Origin of the sequence: Brenneria sp. hezel4-2-4, from assembly GCF_013155275.1 — a bacterium.
Taxonomy (GTDB): Bacteria; Pseudomonadota; Gammaproteobacteria; order Enterobacterales; family Enterobacteriaceae; genus Brenneria.
In genome coordinates, this window is the sequence record NZ_JABJXS010000002.1 from 251,210 (window position 1) to 268,816 (window position 17,607).

At 55.6% G+C, this 17,607-nt stretch carries 17 protein-coding genes; 15 read left to right on the plus strand and 2 right to left on the minus strand.

The window, feature by feature from the left end; all coding sequences use genetic code 11:
- Positions 1 to 120: 120 nt before the first annotated feature.
- From HOY33_RS05130 to pbpG, 15 genes are all read left to right on the plus strand, one after another.
- Positions 121 to 2,226, plus strand: coding sequence for a TonB-dependent receptor (locus HOY33_RS05130; RefSeq protein ID WP_172289136.1), 2,106 nt, complete (start codon positions 121 to 123; stop codon positions 2,224 to 2,226).
- A complete protein-coding gene (locus HOY33_RS05135) occupies positions 2,216 to 3,190 on the plus strand; it encodes an ABC transporter substrate-binding protein (RefSeq protein ID WP_253906932.1) in 975 nt (324 codons plus the stop codon). Before HOY33_RS05130 ends, HOY33_RS05135 begins: the two co-directional genes overlap by 11 nt.
- Entirely contained in the window at positions 3,187 to 4,176 is a 990-nt protein-coding gene (locus tag HOY33_RS05140) for an iron ABC transporter permease (RefSeq protein ID WP_172289137.1), read from the plus strand. The genes HOY33_RS05135 and HOY33_RS05140 overlap by 4 nt, the downstream gene beginning before the upstream one ends.
- Positions 4,169 to 5,200 carry an iron chelate uptake ABC transporter family permease subunit gene (locus HOY33_RS05145; protein ID WP_172289138.1) on the plus strand — a complete coding sequence of 344 codons (1,032 nt, stop codon included), beginning with the start codon at positions 4,169 to 4,171 and terminating at the stop codon, positions 5,198 to 5,200. Before HOY33_RS05140 ends, HOY33_RS05145 begins: the two co-directional genes overlap by 8 nt.
- A gap of 12 nt (positions 5,201 to 5,212) precedes the next feature.
- Positions 5,213 to 6,049 carry an ABC transporter ATP-binding protein gene (locus HOY33_RS05150; RefSeq protein WP_172289139.1) on the plus strand — a complete coding sequence of 279 codons (837 nt, stop codon included), beginning with the start codon at positions 5,213 to 5,215 and terminating at the stop codon, positions 6,047 to 6,049.
- Entirely contained in the window at positions 6,042 to 6,872 is an 831-nt protein-coding gene (locus HOY33_RS05155) for an IucA/IucC family C-terminal-domain containing protein (protein WP_172289140.1), read from the plus strand. The genes HOY33_RS05150 and HOY33_RS05155 overlap by 8 nt, the downstream gene beginning before the upstream one ends.
- A 219-nt stretch (positions 6,873 to 7,091) precedes the next feature.
- Positions 7,092 to 8,459, plus strand: coding sequence for an ATP-dependent RNA helicase RhlE (gene rhlE / locus HOY33_RS05160; protein ID WP_172289141.1), 1,368 nt, complete (start codon positions 7,092 to 7,094; stop codon positions 8,457 to 8,459).
- 283 nt (positions 8,460 to 8,742) lie between these two features.
- Positions 8,743 to 9,078: a YegP family protein gene (locus HOY33_RS05165; protein ID WP_172289142.1), complete on the plus strand. Its 336-nt coding sequence runs from the start codon at positions 8,743 to 8,745 to the stop codon at positions 9,076 to 9,078.
- 177 nt (positions 9,079 to 9,255) lie between these two features.
- Positions 9,256 to 10,188 carry a tRNA dihydrouridine(16) synthase DusC gene (gene dusC, locus HOY33_RS05170; protein ID WP_172289143.1) on the plus strand — a complete coding sequence of 311 codons (933 nt, stop codon included), beginning with the start codon at positions 9,256 to 9,258 and terminating at the stop codon, positions 10,186 to 10,188.
- Between the two features lie 31 nt (positions 10,189 to 10,219).
- Positions 10,220 to 10,771, plus strand: coding sequence for a hypothetical protein (locus tag HOY33_RS05175; RefSeq protein WP_253906933.1), 552 nt, complete (start codon positions 10,220 to 10,222; stop codon positions 10,769 to 10,771).
- Between the two features lie 326 nt (positions 10,772 to 11,097).
- The gene (gene cyaB / locus HOY33_RS05180) at positions 11,098 to 11,637 is read left to right on the plus strand and encodes a class IV adenylate cyclase (protein ID WP_172289144.1); all 540 of its coding nucleotides are present in this window, start codon (positions 11,098 to 11,100) and stop codon (positions 11,635 to 11,637) included.
- 396 nt (positions 11,638 to 12,033) lie between these two features.
- Positions 12,034 to 13,443: a flavocytochrome c gene (locus HOY33_RS05185; protein WP_172289145.1), complete on the plus strand. Its 1,410-nt coding sequence runs from the start codon at positions 12,034 to 12,036 to the stop codon at positions 13,441 to 13,443.
- Positions 13,444 to 13,577: 134 nt separating this feature from the next.
- Positions 13,578 to 13,916, plus strand: coding sequence for an FMN-binding protein (locus HOY33_RS05190; protein ID WP_172289146.1), 339 nt, complete (start codon positions 13,578 to 13,580; stop codon positions 13,914 to 13,916).
- Positions 13,917 to 14,058: 142 nt separating this feature from the next.
- Positions 14,059 to 14,568, plus strand: coding sequence for a DUF6622 family protein (locus HOY33_RS05195; protein WP_172289147.1), 510 nt, complete (start codon positions 14,059 to 14,061; stop codon positions 14,566 to 14,568).
- 137 nt (positions 14,569 to 14,705) lie between these two features.
- On the plus strand, positions 14,706 to 15,650 hold the full coding sequence (pbpG, locus tag HOY33_RS05200) for a D-alanyl-D-alanine endopeptidase (protein WP_172289148.1): 945 nt from the start codon (positions 14,706 to 14,708) through the stop codon (positions 15,648 to 15,650).
- A 346-nt stretch (positions 15,651 to 15,996) separates the two neighbouring features.
- Here the strand turns inward: pbpG and HOY33_RS05205 are convergent, their stop codons facing one another.
- Together HOY33_RS05205 and HOY33_RS05210 are read right to left on the minus strand one after the other, a co-directional pair.
- On the minus strand, positions 15,997 to 16,683 hold the full coding sequence (locus tag HOY33_RS05205; protein WP_172289149.1) for a glutathione S-transferase family protein: 687 nt from the start codon (positions 16,681 to 16,683) through the stop codon (positions 15,997 to 15,999).
- A gap of 135 nt (positions 16,684 to 16,818) precedes the next feature.
- On the minus strand, positions 16,819 to 17,589 hold the full coding sequence (locus HOY33_RS05210) for a DeoR/GlpR family DNA-binding transcription regulator (RefSeq protein WP_172289150.1): 771 nt from the start codon (positions 17,587 to 17,589) through the stop codon (positions 16,819 to 16,821).
- Between the last annotated feature and the right edge of the window lie 18 nt (positions 17,590 to 17,607).

Below are 17,607 nucleotides of genomic sequence, written 5' to 3' on the forward strand. Positions count from 1 at the left end.
TTCGTTGGCAACGAAGGATTCTGACGGTTTTTTTATGGATAACGATTGCGTTTTCCGTCAATGGCCGGCAACGGATGGGTTGACGAATTGGATGAATCTAAGGGGAAGAGATTGAATCAGGTGCGCGCTTTAGTTGCGTTGATGCCATGCGTACTCATTTCGCAGGCTTATGCGCAAGATGAAACGGCTAACAATGCTGACAATAACGGTGATGAGATGGTGGTTTCCGCCTCCCGTTCCAATATCCAGCAGGAAAAATCACCGCAGGTCGTCACGGTAATTACCAAAGAAGAAATTGAGCAGCAGATGCTGATTTCTTCTGACTCATCTCAAGTACTAAGCAATTTATTGCCGTCGTTTTCACCCAGCCGCCAGAAAATGAGCGGCAGCGGCGAGACATTCCGCGGCCGTGCTGCACTGGTGATGATCGACGGTATTCCCCAGTCGAACCCGCTGCGCCCCACCGGCCGTGAAATGCACACCATCGATTTTTCCATGGTGGAACGTATTGAAGTGATCCACGGGGCCAACGCCACCAACGGGCTGGGCGCCACCGGCGGCGTAATCAACATTATTACCCGCCGCCCGGAAAATGGTTCGTTTAATCAGCATGTCAACGTGCAGACCACCATTCCGACGGAAAAGATCCGCGGCGAAACCGCCAGCTATAAAACCACCTATCGGGTCGACGGGCGGGAAGATTATTTTGATTACCTGTTTTCTGTCGGTTACGAGGATCAGGGACTGTATCTGGATGGTAAAAACCGCCCCGTCGGCGTGGACAACACGCAGGGCGATACTATGGATTCCCGCGCTTACGATCTGCTGGCGAAAGTGGGTTACTGGCTGGATGACTACCAGCGGGTTCAACTGAGCGTCAATCGTTATCACATCAAAGGCGAAAATAACTATCTCAGCGTGGACGGCGATCGGGATCAAGGTATTCCCACCACGTCGGTACGCGGCACGCCACCGGGTAAAGCGCCGAATAACAGTATCTGGACTACCGGCCTGACCTATGAACACCACGATCTGGCGGGGATGAAACTGTCGGCGTTGGTATTTAATCAGCGCTATGAGGCGCTGTTTGGCGCAACGCTGTCCGGTACTTTCCAGGATCCGGACATTGCGCCGGTGGGAACGCTTTACGAGCAGTCCCGATCCGTTGCCAACAAGTATGGCACCAAGCTGGCGCTGACCAAAGACGATCTGCTGGACGACACGCTGAAAGTCACGGTCGGTTTCGATACCTTGTACGATAAAGGGAAACAGGATCTCTACCTGACGAAGCGCACTTATGTGCCGGAAATGGAGTACACCAACTACTCACCGTTTATTCAGGGTGAGTATCAACTGCTGGATAACATTACGCTGCACGCGGGTGCGCGCCATGAAATTGCCAAGCTCGAAGTCGGTTCCTATCAAACGCTGGCGTCCAACAACAATGTGACGGTAGAAGGCGGCAGCCCGAAATTTAATAAAACGCTGTATAACGCCGGTATTGTTTATACGGCGACAAATTCACTGAGCCTGTTCGCCAACTACTCAGAAGGTTTCGGTATGCCGGATGTCGGTCGTGCGCTGCGCTCAATTAATGAGCCGGGTATTAGCCTGAAAAATTTTGACGGCTTTAAACCGATTGTGACGGATAACGTAGAGACAGGATTCCGTTTCAAACGGGATCGGTTTGACTTCGAAGCCAGCTACTATGAATCCAAGTCCAAACTAGGCGAACGTGTCAGGCAGCAAGGGGATGTCTTTGTGTCCGACCGCCAGCGTACCCGCATCCATGGGGTGGAAGTGAGCGCCGGTTATCAGATTAACGATCGGCATAAGGTCAACGCGTCGTATGCCCACAGTCAGGGAAAATATGACAGCGATAACAACGGCAGCCTGGATACCAAACTGGATGGATTAAACGTGGCGCCGGATCGCCTGATCGCCAGTTGGTCGGCCAACTGGAATGAGACATGGAGTTCGTTTGTGCAGGTGAATCACGCCTTCAACAAAAACTTCGACGGCACCGATAAGGACTTTGACGGCTATACGCTGGTGGATGCCGCAGTGGGCTATAAGCTGCCTTACGGCAAACTGAATGTGTCGGTGGCTAACCTATTGAATGAAAACTACATCACCTACTATTCCCAAAGCGCGCTGGTCAACGACACCCGCTATTTCTCCGGCCGCGGACGCACGCTAACGCTGGGTTATTCGATTGATTTCTGAGTCTAATCCGCTTTACTACGCGTTAAGATCGGCATCACGGCAATGGTTAAGCGTTGCCGTGATGCTGTCGTTTCTGCTGGCGGCCGTCGCGCAGGCGTCGGAAGCGCCGCGAGCGATCCATCATGCGTTGGGCGTCACTGAGATTTCCGGTACGCCGCAGCGGGTAGTCACCTTATTTCAGGGGGCGACGGACACGGCGGCGGCGCTCGGCGTGACGCCCGTCGGCGTGGTCGATTCCTGGACGGAGAAGCCAACCTATAAATATCTGCGTCCGGCCTTGCGGGGTGTGGCGCACGTCGGGCTGGAAACGCAGCCCAGCCTGGAGGATATCGCGCTGCTCAAGCCGGATTTAATCGTGGCCTCAAGATTTCGCCATGAGAAGATCTACGGCCTGCTGTCGCAGATTGCCCCGACGGTGGCGCTGGAGGAAGTTTTCGAGTTTAAAAAAACGCTACAGGTCATGGGGACGGCGCTCAATCGGCAAGCGCAGGCCGAACGGCTGTTGACGCAGTGGCGGCAGCGGGTAACGACATTACGCCAGCGGCTGGCGACCCGGTTCGGCGCGAACTGGCCGCTGAGCGTGGCGGTGCTGGAGTTTCGCGCGGATCATCTGCGTAGCTATCTGCCCGCCAGTTTCGCCGGATCGGTGCTGTCGGAGGTCGGGTTTGTCTGGCCGCGACCCGACGCCTATCAGCAGGGAGTGATGCAAAAGCTGACCACTAAAGAAAGCATGCCGGTGGTGGACGCCGGGTTGTTTTTCATTTTCATGCGATCGGATCAACCGGCAGTGGCGAAAAATTATCAGGACTGGCGCGCGCATCCTCTCTGGTTGCGGATGCAGGCCCCGCGGCAACAGCGTATCTATCAGGTGGACGGCGTGGCCTGGAGTTTGTCCGGCGGCATTCTGGGCGCCAATAACATTCTCGATGATATAGAACAACAGTTTGCCGGAGCCGCGCCATGAGCAAAGCGCTGGTGCTGTTGTTGGGTGTGCTGTTGCTGTTTATCGTCTGTATCGCCAGCTTGATGTACGGACAGACCACCATTGCCTTCCCGGTGGTGATCAGGGCGTTGTTGCATCCCAATGCGCAGCAAATCGATCATATTCTGGTGACCACCACCCGGCTGTCCCGCACGCTGATTGCCATTCTGGTCGGCGCCAGTCTCGCGGTGGCGGGAGCGCTGATGCAGGCGTTGACCCGCAACCCGCTGGCCTCGCCCGGTATCTTCGGGGTGAACGCCGGGGCGATGTTTTTTATTGTTTTCCTCTCCTCGTGGCTGCCGCTTTCCTCTTCACTGTCGCTGACCTGGACGGCGTATGCCGGCGCGGCGGTCGCCGGCGGACTGGTTTATGCGCTCGGCACGCTGGGGAACAGCCGTAGCAGCCAATTGCGGATCGTGCTGGCCGGCGCGGCGATTACCGCGCTGTTCACCGCGTTTACTCAGGCGATCCTGGTCATCAATCAGGATGGACTGGACAGCATTCTGTTCTGGCTGGCCGGGTCGGTATCCGGGCGGAGTCTGGCGCAGTTGCTGCCGATGATGCCGTGGTTTACGCTCGCCATGACGCTGAGCCTGCTGCTGGCGCGGCACATTAATATTCTGGCGGCCGGTGACGAGGTGGCAAAGGGATTGGGGCAGCGAACCGTATTGATCCGCAGCCTGATGGGACTGTGCGTCATTGCGCTGGCGGGCGGCGCGGTCGCCGTTGCCGGCAGTATTGGTTTTATCGGATTGATCGTCCCGCATATGGCGCGTCGCTTGCTCTCTACCGACCACCGCTGGCTGCTGCCGGGGTGCGCGGTTTTGGGGGCCACGCTGCTGGTGTCGTCGGATGTGGTCGCCCGCCTGCTGATCCAACCGCAGGAGATCCCGGTGGGGGCGATGACCGCCCTACTGGGCGCGCCGTGGTTTATTTATCTCGCCAGAAAAGGAATGCGGCATGGATAACCGTTACCCGCTGCGCATCGTCGCTTTTTCGCGTTTGCTGGATTGGCGGCTGGCCGGCGTGGTCGCCATGCTCCTGCCGCTATCGCTGCTGGTGATGCTGGCCTCGCTGTCGTCGGGGAAAGTCTTTATTCCTCCGCTTGAGGTGATGCAGGCGCTGGCCGGTGATGCGGATCGCGGCATCGAATTTATTGTCACCGAACTGCGTTTGCCGCGTATTTTGCTGGCCTGTTTGGTCGGCGGGGCGCTGGCGATAGCGGGGCTGCTTTTACAAAGCATTGTGCGCAACCCGCTGGCGTCGCCGGATATTCTGGGCATCACCAGCGGCGCCGCGGCGGCGGCGGTGTTTTTTTTGTCGTTTCTGGCCGCCGGCGTCAGCCTGCGCTGGCTGCCGCTGGCGGCGATCGGCGGCGCCTGGCTGACGGCCGGCGCCATCTATCTGTTGGCGTGGAAGCAGGGAAGCGCGCCGATCAGGCTGGTGCTGGTGGGCGTGGGATTGTCCGCCATTATGAACGCCGCGACCACCATGATGCTGGTATTCAGCCCGATCGGCACCACGCTGTCCGCCTATGTCTGGCTGACCGGCAGCGTGTATGGCGCGCAGTGGCGGGATGTGTATGCGCTGGCCGGCTGGCTGGCGGCTATCCTGCCGGTGCTGGCGCTGCGGGCCCGGCACGTTAATGTCCATGAGCTGGATGATGCGCTGGCCGTCGGCATCGGCATGCCGGTGGGCCGTATTCGTCTGGCGCTGCTGGCGGTGAGCGTCGCGTTGGCCGGGGCGGCGGTCGCTTATGCCGGGGCGGTGGCGTTTGTCGGGCTGATTGCGCCGCATATCGCCAAAAGCCTGGCGGGACGCGGGTTTCCCGGGCTGGCGATGGTGGCGGCATTGCTGGGCGCCAATCTGGTGATGCTGGCCGATCTGATCGGCCGGACGTTGTTTTTGCCGCTGGATTTACCCGCCGGGATCTTTATTGCGGTGTTGGGAACGCCTTTTTTTATCTATTTGCTGATTCGGCAACGTCAATAAGAAGACTGAGTTATGTGTCCGACAGAACCTTGTGCTGTACCGCGTCAGTCCATTGAAAGCCGGGCGTTGACGCTGAGCTATGACCGGCAGGTGATCATCGATGCGCTGGATATCGCGCTGCCGGCCAATCAGATTACCGTGCTGGTGGGCAGCAACGGCTGCGGCAAAAGCACGCTGCTGAAATCCTTCGCCCGCCTGCTGAAACCGCAGAGCGGCATGATTATCGTCAATGGCGAGGATATTCATAAAAAATCCACCGTCGCGGTGGCGAAAGAACTGGCGATCCTGCCGCAAACGCCGACCGCACCGGAAGGGCTGACGGTGTACCAACTGGTGAAGATGGGGCGCTATCCGCATCAGTCCTGGCTAAAACAGTGGTCGCCGGAAGATGAACGCCAGGTAGAGCAGGCGCTGCGTAGCACCGGGGTGGCGACGTTGAAAGATCGGGCGGTGGATTCGCTTTCCGGCGGTCAGCGCCAGCGGGTGTGGATCGCCATGACGCTGGCGCAGGATACCGACATTCTGTTGCTGGACGAACCGACAACCTATCTCGATCTGGCGCATCAGATGGAGGTGCTGGATTTGCTGCGTGAACTCAATGTGCGGCAGCGGAAAACCATTGTAATGGTGCTGCACGATCTGAATCTGGCCTGTCGCTACGCGCACCATATGGTCGCGGTGCATGACCGGACGGTGTATGCGCAGGGGAAACCCGGCGATATTCTTACCGAAGCCACGGTGAAAACGGTGTTTAACCTCAACTGCCGGATGATTACCGATCCGTTTTTCGGTACGCCGCTGTGTATTCCCTTTGGGCGAGACGCCATAAGCGCGGGTACGGATGCTTAACGCGCAGCAGTGGGCGATGTTATCCACTACGCTGCGGCTGACCGCGGCCGCGGAACGGGATAAACGCGACGCCTGCGACAGCACGGCGCTATTGGATACCGACTATTGCCGTCGGCTGCTGGATCAGCTTACGCCGGCGCTGTTGTCGCCGTCGCGCAAGATTACCGCGTCGCTGCTGAGCAAACGGATTGCGTTCCTGACAACCGCATCCAGCCTGTACGCCATGTCGGTGTACAACAAAGGGCTGAATATGGCGCTGGACAACTGCGTGCTGGAATACGGCCATCGCCAGCAGTGGATCTCCACCATGCCGCTATACGATCTCTCCGTTTCGCAACCGGCGGCGGGGCAGCGTGAGGCGTGGCGCCGGCGTCAGTTCGCCACGCTGTTCGGCAGCCATCTTTCGCCGCTGTTGCAGGCGCTGGCGGCGGCGTCGGACGCGCCGCTGCGGATACTGTGGGAAAACACTGCGGTACGGGTCTTTTCGCTCTACGAACAGCGGATTAAGTTGGACGATCCGGCGGCGGAATGCTCGCCCGGCATCACCTTGGCGCAGCAGGTACGGCAGGATTTTGATGCGCTGCTTGAGGCGCCCGGCGATCTTTTTAACTGCGACGACAATCCGCTGAAGCCTTTTTACCGCCCGAAAACGCGGGTGCCGGTGCTGAATCATCCTGTCCCCGGCGCGGAGGGTATCCGTTTTAAAGAGGTGCGATTTCGCCGCACCTGCTGTTTCTACTATAAGGCCTCGCGGCCGCAGGAGTATTGCTCCACCTGTCCGCTGTTGCGGCCCCGAAAAGGCCCTCGCGAAACGGGCAAGTAAATTCGCATAACATGATTCATTGCAGATAAAAATCCCTTAACGCCCGGAACTCTGTTACAATCGCCACAGTTACGCACCGTAGTTGTGCCCGTTCATCGTGGTTGTTGCTTACGTCGTTATTGTTGAGTTGATGGTGGCCCGGCAAACCCGTCTTATTGTCCCTCTGAAAACTACACCGGTTATTACCCGGTCAGAGCGGATCTGGAGTTGTTCTCTATTATGTCATTTGATTCTCTCGGCCTGAGCGCCGATATCCTGCGTGCTGTTGAAGAACAGGGCTATCGTGAACCGACGCCTGTACAACGTCAGGCTATTCCCGTGGTGCTGGCCGGCCGCGACCTGATGGCCAGCGCGCAAACCGGCACCGGTAAGACCGCTGGTTTTACCTTACCGCTGTTGCAACTGCTGAGCAGCAACGCGCCGCAGGTAAAAGGCCGTCGTCCGGTACGGGCGTTGATCTTGACGCCAACCCGCGAGCTGGCGGCGCAGATTGATGAAAACGTGCAGGCGTACAGCAAGTATCTGCGTTTGCGTTCGCTGGTGGTATTTGGCGGCGTCAGCATCAACCCGCAGATGATGAAGCTGCGCGGCGGCGTGGATATTCTGGTCGCCACTCCCGGGCGTTTGCTCGATCTGGAGCATCAGAATGCGGTCGATCTGTCACAGATTGAAATCCTGGTATTGGATGAAGCGGACCGTATGCTCGATATGGGCTTTATTCACGATATCCGCCGCGTCCTGGCGAAACTGCCGGCGAAGCGGCAGAATCTGCTGTTCTCCGCCACTTTCTCCGATGAAATCAGGACGCTGGCGAATAAGCTGTTAACCAACCCCGCATCGGTTGAAGTGGTGCGCCGCAATGCGCCGTCAGAGCTGGTTACCCAGCACGTGCATTTTGTCGACAAGCGCCGCAAGCGGGAATTGCTATCCCAGTTGATCGGTGAAAATAACTGGCAGCAGGTGCTGGTGTTTACCCGCACCAAACACGGGGCCAACCATCTGGCAGAGCTGCTGGAGAAAGACGGCATCACCGCCGCCGCCATCCACGGCAACAAAAGCCAGGGGGCGCGTACCCGGGCGTTGGCGAATTTTAAAGACGGCGGCATTCGCGTGCTGGTGGCGACCGATATCGCCGCCCGCGGGCTGGATATCGATCAGCTTCCGCACGTGGTGAACTATGAATTACCCAACGTGCCGGAAGATTACGTACACCGTATCGGCCGTACCGGCCGGGCGGAGTCGACGGGAGAGGCCTTGTCGCTGGTCTGCGTTGACGAACATAAGCTGTTGCGCGATATCGAGCGTTTATTGAATCGTGAGATCCCACGCATCGCCGTGCCGGGCTATGAACCCGACCCGTCGATCAAGGCCGAGCCGATCGTCAACGGGCGGCAGGGAAATCGCGGCGGCGGTCGCAGCGCCACGCCACGCGGCCAATCCGGCGCGCCTCGCGGTCAGGGTGGGGAGCACAAGCGCGCCGATGGCGCCCGTCAGCCACGCAGATCGGGCGGCGGCAATGCTTCCAGCCCGTGGGGTGGCGGCGAAGGGCAACGCCGCGCGCCGCGCCCGCAAAATCGCAGCAAATAAACTCTAATTAAAACGAGGGAGCCAGCCGGCTCCCTCAGATCGTTGAGAAATCTATCATCCATTATCGCCGCCCACCGGACTTTGTCAGCAAACTCAGGGAGCCGATATGCTCCTTCAGACTCTGAACGGCGTATGCCGCCCGTCCGACATCAAACCTTTCATGCCCGAAAATCTCCCGCCCGCATTTGACGCTTGTTTATCATGGGTCAACACTTAATGTGACCGTTTGGCCGGCAAAAAACGCCGCCAGCAATCATATTAACCAGCGTCAGGAGTGATAGCGATGAGTGGGAAGTTCGAGATTTATCAAGGTAAGGACAGCCAGTTTTATTTTCGTCTTAAGGCCGGCAATGGTGAACCGATCCTTGCCAGCGAAGGCTACACCGCCAAAGCCAACTGTAAAAACGGCATTGAGTCGGTAAAAAAGAATGCTCCCGATGACGGTCGCTATAACCGCTTAACGGCAAAGGATGGCTCGCCGTATTTTACGCTCACCTCGCCCAATCATCAGGTTATCGGCCGCAGCGAAACCTACAGCTCCGCCGATGCCCGCGACAAGGGGATTGCCTCCGTCAAGAACAACGCTCCGGATGCGCGTATTGACGATCTCACCGACTGACTTGCCAGTGGAAACCGGGGGAGCTTGATCGCCCCGGCCTGACTGTCGCCGTCCGCTATTTTCGGTTGCATCCTTGTCGCGGATAGGGATGTTGCCTTACCCGCTGGTTTTTTCCGTTGCGCATTCCTGACGATGGACAGTACCATTGCGTGCTTTTTGTTATCACCGAGTAACGTTATGCGTGTTGTGCTTGCTCCGATGGAAGGGGTTCTCGATTCATTGGTTCGGGAACTGTTGACTGAAATTAACGATTATGACCTGTGCATCACCGAGTTTTTGCGGGTGGTGGATCAGCGCCTGCCGGTCAAATCCTTCTATCGCTTATGCCCGGAGTTACATCATGCCAGCCGCACGCCGTCCGGCACGCGGGTGCGTGTCCAGCTTTTGGGGCAATACCCGCAATGGCTGGCGGAAAATGCCTATCGCGCGGTTGAACTGGGTTCGTATGGCGTCGATCTGAATTGCGGCTGTCCGTCTAAATTGGTCAACGGCAGCGGCGGCGGGGCGACCCTGCTAAAAGATCCCGAACTGATTTATCAAGGCGTCAAAGCGATGCGCGCGGCGGTGCCTGCCCATCTTCCGGTGACGGCGAAAGTGCGTCTGGGCTGGGATTCCGGCGCTCGCCAGTTTGAAATCGCTGATGCGGTGCAGCAGGCCGGCGCGACGGAGTTGGCGGTGCATGGCCGCACCAAAGAAGATGGCTATAAGGCTGAGCGCATTAACTGGCAGGCCATTGGCGAAATTCGCCGGCGGCTGACGATTCCGGTGATCGCCAATGGTGAAATCTGGGACTGGCGAAGCGCGCAGGCGTGTCTGGCCACCACCGGTTGCGATGCCATCATGATCGGCCGGGGAGCGCTTAACGTGCCGAACCTGAGCCGGGTGATAAAATATAACCAACCGCGAATGCCGTGGGCGGACGTCGTCACGCTACTGCAAAAATACGTCCGGTTGGAAAAGCAGGGCGATACCGGGTTGTACCATGTCGCCCGTATCAAACAGTGGCTGGGCTATCTGCGTAAAGAGTACACCGAGGCCGTTGAGTTGTTTGGTGAAATCCGGGCGTTGAACACCTCCGCCGATATCGCCCGGGCGATTTGTGCGAGGTAGCCCCGGACACGTTCTCAACCAAGGGGATATTATGATGGATATTGATGCCCAAACCGGCCGGCACTATGAACAGGCAAGGGCGCTCGTCGCGCCGGCCGCGCCTGTTGTTTTGCTGTATATCGGTGAACGGCAAACGACGGCTGTCTGTGGAACCGGGCCGCAGCCGGGAGCGGTTCTTGACTTGGCGGTGGGTTTTGAAAAAACGGCGGAGGCCTTTTTTAAGCATATTCCTCCTACGCCGGATGAAATGGAATTGGCGATTATGACCGTTGAGGATGAGGTGATCGGCATCCGTCACGAACTGCCTGAGAGTTCATCGCTGTTTTCTTTTGATCCGGCATTGGCCGAGATCGCGCGCACCTCTGGGGTAAAAGAACAGGCTGAAGGTTGGTTATTGCCATTGGAGGACATGGAACGCACCTTTAAACGTCTCGAACGGGTGATGCTCGGCACGCCGGCCTCATGGGAAGATATTCCGCTGGAAAAGGCATTTTCCGCCAGATTGCTTATTCTGCGTGAATTTATGCATCATCACGGCTTCGATTTCGTACGTATCCTTACGCCATCGTCTTCCGCGAGGTGAAGCACTGGCGGTTTTTTTAACCTCAGCTACTATTAACGGCCTGCGTTTGTAAAAAGACGCCGGCCGTTTTTTCTTTCGGGTATGGCGTTCCGAGACGGGAACTCGCCCGTATCAACATTCACACTCTGTGCGGCTGTCTTTATCACCTTCGTCTTGAAGGTATGACGGCAGTGTTGGTCAGATTGTGGTGGTATTGCCGGCAGGAGCGGGAGAAGGAGCGAATGTGCATTTTATGCGCATCCGGCTTAATGCGTCGAAAAAGCGCATTGATATGTCGGGACTGGCGTTCCATAGTGCTTATGGACAGTCCTGTAAGGAGAAAGAACATGATTGAGCATTTTGCAGGGAAATATGAAGTTGAGCTGAAATTTCGTATTCAGGATATCGCCGTTTTTCGCGATACGCTCTTTAGCCATCACCCTGAGGCCTTTGTCTTCGAGAATAAAGAGCATGATATTTATTACGACGATGCGCAAGGCGGTCTGCAACAACAAAACATAAGCATGTTATTACGACGGATGGCTCCATCAGGGATTAAACTTTGGATCGTCAAAGGCCCGGGGGCCGAGCGCTGCGAAGCGGTGAGCGTCGAATCGTTCGAAAAGACGGACAGTATGTTGCAGACGCTGGGATACCGTGCGATTCATGAGGTCTATAAGACGCGTAGCGTCTATTTTCTGGATATTTTTCATATTACGCTGGATTATATTGAATCACTTGGTCACTTTGTCGAAATATCCGTTATGACCGATGATGAAGCGCAACTGAATTCGTTAAGAGAACAATGTATTGAATGTGCATTTCGCCTCGGGCTGTCAATGGAAAATATTGAAACCCATTCTTATCGACAATTACTGGGATTTTAACCGGACATAGAGCGAACAGATTAAATATGTCCTTAATGTCTTCTTTATGTTATTTGGTTGTTAAATTAGCTAACGGATTGGCCGCTATTTTTATGGCGGTCAATCACTGACTTATCCTCCTGACCTGCTGAAAAAAGAGATACCCGAAATATCCCCTTTCCTTTGAGCGAATTGATAAATCCACTGTGACTATTTAATTCAAACAATTTATAAATATATGATCGGGTTAAAATTTTTGAATATTAATCGGAGTAGGATTTAAATCAGCGCTGTTTTATACACGATGATGAGTTTTCTGTATGTATCAAAGCAGTGTCGGATAAATATCGAGTCGGATATGAAAATATCCGTTTTGGAATCCCTTACTGGCAATAACCGCATACAGGTTCATACATCATGAAAAAACCAGTCCTATTATTGAGTGCGTTGGCATTGGCCTTTTCCTCGGCCGTTCACAGTGAAAGCACCGATTTGGTGATTATCGGCGCGGGCGGGGCCGGGATGTCGGCGGCCATTGAAGCGCATAATCAGGGGGCAAAAGTCATATTGCTGGAGAAAATGCCCTTTGCCGGCGGAAATACCGCGCGGGCGGAAGCAGGATTAAACGCTGCCGGTACGGATCTGCAAAAAGCCAGAGGCATCACGGACAGTCCTGAGATGTTTTATGAGGACACCATGAAAGGCGGGCGGAATATCAATAACCCGGAGGTGGTTAAAACGCTCACGGCGCATGCGAAAGACTCTGTTCTCTTTTTGAAAGAGAATGGCGCCGATCTGGCGGATCTGACCCGCACCGGCGGTTCCCGCGTCGACCGTACCCACCGTCCGGCCGGGGGTGAACCGGCGGGAAGCTTTATTGCCGTAGCCCTGATTAAAAAAGTCAAAGCGTTGGACATCGATCTTCGCACCAGCACTTCGGCAACGGATATCGTCCAAAATGACAAGGGAGAAGTGACCGGGGTTAAAGCGCAAGGGAAAGATGGCAAAGAATTCACCATTGATGCCAAGAAAGTGATGATCACCTCAGGGGGCTTTGGGGCCAACTTTGACATGATCAAACAATACGATCCTAAGCTGGTGGGGTTTAAAACCACCAATGCGCCGGGCACCCAGGGCGACGGCGTCAAAATGGCCAGCAAGCTGAATGCCAAGCTTGTGGATATGGAGTATATCCAGATTCACCCTTCCACCGTGCCGGGTAAAGGTATTTTGATTACCGAAGCGGTACGCGGCGATGGCGCGATTATGGTCAACGAGAGCGGCAAGCGCTTTGTTAATGAACTGCTTACCCGTGATGTGGTTTCCCAAAGCATCCTGAAACAACCGGGCGCGCATGCCTATTTGATTTTCAATGATGAACTGGTCAAGCAAAATCAGGCTACACAATCTTACTTCAAGCAAAAACTGGTTGCTGAAGGGAATACGGTTGAAGAGCTAGCCAACGCCATTCACATTGACGGCAAGCAACTGGCGCAGACGCTCAGCGCTTACAGCCGCTATGTCAAAAGCAATAAAGACGATGAGTTCGGCCGTGAAAGCATGAAGCTGGCCTTTGATAGCGGCAAGTATTACGCCATTGAAGTCACGCCCGGCATTCACCACACGATGGGCGGGATTGCGATTAACAACAGGGCACAGGTACTGGATGTGAATGGTAAGGTCATTCCTAACCTGTTTGCGGCGGGAGAGGCGGCCGGCGGCGTGCATGGCGCCAATCGTCTGGGCGGCAACTCGCTGGCGGATATCGTCACCTATGGTCGTATCGGCGCCGATCAGGCCGTGAAAGAGATAAAAGAAGGCAAATAATCAGGGAACCCGATCCCAAAATCCATCCATCCTGATTGTCCGGAATGGATGAGTGGTTAATATGCATATTCAGGGCGTTGCCCGCCGTTAGCGTTAGTCATCATCTTATTGTGTAATTAACTTATGGGAAAACTATGAAAAAATTCATTCCGGCCGTGCTGGCCACATTGGCTCTTTCGTTTTCTTTTGCCGCCTCCGCCCAGTATAAAGACGGCACATATACGGGCAAAGCACCGGGAAAAGAAGGGGACGTTGAAGTTTCCGTAAGCATTGAAGGTGGAAAAATCACCAATGCTGAAGTGACCCAACACGAAGATACCGAAGCGCTGATGATGGGGGTCATTGATAATGTGGTGCCTGAACTGATTGAAACGCAGGATCCTGACAAGGTGGACGCCGTAACCGGGGCGACGCTGTCGAGTCAGGGGGTAATTAACGCGGTAAAACAGGCATTGGAGCAAGCAAAGAACTGATAGTGATATAAGCCCCGCCCGTCTGCGATAATGTTTTATCACAGACGGGCGGGAACGAATCGCGATCCGCGTCCTGATTGCGGGCGGTTCTTCACGGGATTATGCTGCTGGGTATCCCGCGGCGGAACACATACCGATCATCATGGAAAATTTGCTTATTACCCTTCGCCATACGCCCCCGTGGGTATGGATTGTGCTGGCGTATCTGATCTATGTTGGAATAAAAGCCTGCCGGCCGCTGCGGCAATCCCCACGACATCTGCTGTTGCTTCCGCTTATTATTCTGTGCTGGGGTATCGCTGCTATTTTATCTACTTTGGTGCTGCGTAACGCGGCGGTCGTCGGCTTTTTGCTGGCCTTGACGGTCGGACTGTGTCTGGGGTGGCAACTGGGAAAAAACGCGGGAACGTACCGGGCCGACATACAGTGTTTTGAGCGTACCGGATCGTCCGTGCCGCTGGTATTAATGTTGTTGACCTTTGGCCTGCGGTTCTATTTTGCTGTGCAACTGGCCTGGTTTCCCGCGCTGGCGAACAGCGCTATATTTTGTACGCTGGCCGGCGCCGCCGGGGGGATAACCACCGGGATATTTAGCGGCATCAGCCTCCATTTGTTAAACCAGATGCGCGGCGTAGCGGGGCGTCATCGTTAACTGGCGGAGCCAGCGGGCTTGTCAAACTTTGTCACAAAGGTTTTTCTGATGCGCGAGTGCACAGGGATTGGCGGTAAATTATAATGCGTCTGCCTATCTCTTTTCATTTAACAGCGTGCTGTTTAAGTCGTCGAATAATGAGTGAAAAATTTAAACTTTCTTTGCTTGGACTGTTGCTGTGCACGTCTGCGTTGGCTGTCCCGCAGGCAATGGCGAAAACCGCTGTCAAATCAGCGGTTGCCGCACATCAGGAAATTGCTTCCGGCAGTGCGATGGTGGTGGATTTACGCGACGACCATGTCCTCTATTCCAGTAACCCGGATGTGGTTGTGCCTATCGCGTCCGTTACCAAACTGATGACGGCGTTGGTGGTGCTGGATGCCAATCTGCCATTGGATGAAATGCTTTCTATTGACATCAGTCAGACGAAGGAAATGGTCGGAGTTTATTCACGGGTGCGGCTGAATAGTGAAATCAGCCGTCAGGATATGTTGTTGCTGGCGCTGATGTCATCGGAGAACCGTGCCGCCGCCAGCCTTGCCCACCATTATCCCGGCGGCTATCAGGCATTTATTGCCGCCATGAACGCCAAAGCCCGCGCATTGGGCATGAGGCATACGCGTTATGTCGAGCCGACCGGGCTGTCTATCAACAACGTTTCGACCGCGCGCGATCTCACCAAGCTGCTTATCGCCAGTAAACAGTATCCGTTGCTCAGCCAGCTCAGCACCACGCATGAAAAAATGGTGACGTTTTCCCGTCCGGCGTACAGCCTGCCGTTCCGTAACACCAACCATCTGGTTTATAAGCCTGACTGGAATATTCAACTAACCAAAACCGGCTTCACTAATCAGGCCGGGCATTGTCTGGTGATGCGTACTGTTATTAATCAGCGCCCGGTGGCGTTGGTGGTGCTGGATGCGTTTGGCAAATACACTCATTTTGCCGATGCCAATCGCCTGCGTAAATGGATGGAAACCGGTAAAATCAGCGCGGTGCCCGCCGTCGCATTAAGCTACAAAAAACAAAAGGCGCTGGCTTCGCAGCAGCCTCAGAGCATGGCGAGCGCGGGGATAGAGTAACCGGCCTGGGCGGGCGTTTAAATTTTTTGCCGTCTGTCGGCGTAAAAAATTATGCTGAGGAATGGGAGGTCTCCCGAATGAGCCGCAGGACGCGGCGAAAGCCAGTGCCGCGCTGGGAGCGCGTCACTGGCGGTTCGACAGGAGACCTCCGGTTCCGAAGGCACCGCGCAGCGGCATAATTTAGCCGGAAGCCTGGGTTCGCAGGGCGGCGGCGCTTGAGCGCCCTGCGTCGGGCGCGTGCTACGACGCAGCATGAAAATACCTTTCTTTTCGCGCACGAAATAGCACTGAGCTGACATATACCGTTATCGGTAAATTTGTGAACAAGAGCCAGTATTAAGCAGAGTCAGCCGCCGGCTCGTAAATCCTCGATAATTTCCCCGGCGCCGGCGACATCATCTTCATGTTCCTGTTCGCGCCAGGTCTCAGCCAGCGCGTCTTTCAGCCATGCTTGCATGGCGGGTTGCGATAACAGATGCTCGCAATAAGCGCTCACCTGCGGCGCAACCGGCAACTGATAAGTGTTGATGCGGAACACCACTGGCGCAAAGAAAGCATCGGCCGCTGAAAAGTTTTTCCCCGCCAGAAAAGGGCCGCCAAATCGCGTTAACCCTTCCTGCCACAGTTCGTTGATGCGTTGCAGATCATGGCTTAACGCCGGGGGAATGGCGTTTATTCTGACCTTGACGCCGCAGCTCATGGCGCAATGATTGCGCAGCGCCGTGAAGCCGGAATGCATTTCCGCCGCGGCGCACCGCGCCCAGGCGCGAGCTTTGGCATCGGCGGGCCAGACGGCGTTATGCCGCTCGGCAAGGTATTCGGCAATCGCCAGCGAATCCCAGACGGTGGTATCGCCATCGATCAGACAGGGAACTTTTGCTGAAGGAGAAAAGGCTTTAAATGCCGGATTCGCGCCGGCGGAAACGAAAGCCACCTGTTTTTCTTCAAACGGAATGGACAGCGCTTTTAGCAGCACCCACGGACGCAACGACCAGGACGAATAATTTTTATTGGCGATATACAGCTGATACATGTCTTATGCTCCTTGTGCAAACAGAGCATTAGCATTAGCACGAAAAATGTCGGAAATCACCTAGGCGTTTAATTCAGTGAACGATATCAGACACGCCGGGTACAATGATGTGCCCGGCGCCGATGCGTAACGGCATCAGGCGATAATGGTCTGTCGGCATTGCGACTGAAGCGACGATAAATCCGCTTTATCGGCCGCCGCCGCATCGGTGATAATGACGTCGATCTCGGCCAGGGTGGCGTAGATAACCCGGCTGGTGATCCCGATCTTGCTGTGATCGGCCAGGATAATCCGGGTTTTGGCATGTTGCACCATCGCGCCGGCCACGGCCGCCTCGTGATGCGCGAAGCTGCTGGCGCCTGACTGGCTGGCGATCCCCACCGGTGACAATAGCGCGACATCGGCACGATAACGCTGAAGTTCGCTAATGGTTAAGTCTCCGCTGGTTGCCTGCACCGACGGCCCCATATGCCCCCCCAGCAAAATCACCTCATGATGCAGCGTGGTTTCCGTCGCCGTAAGCTTAAGCGCCACATTCAGGCTGTTGGTGATCACCGTCATTCCCGGCATCGACAACAGCTCGTCAGCCAGCAGCGAAGTGGTGCTGCCCGCATCGATAAACAGCGTCTGCCCGGCTTTTAGCTGCTGTACCGCCGCGCGGGCGATGGCCTGTTTCTCTTTTTCACGTACCGTATTGCGAACGGATAACGGCGCTTCCGGCTCCAGCGTCGTCGCCACAATTCCGCCGTGAACGCGGCGTAATGCGCCTATCGCTTCCAGCTTCAGAATATCCCGCCGCACGGTCTCTCTCGATACGCCGAGGTGCTGAATGATTTTCTCCGTGCTGACCCGGTTTAACGTGGACAAAAGGGCACGGATACGATGTAAGCGCGTTTCTTCTAGCATGAATATACGTTCTCAGGA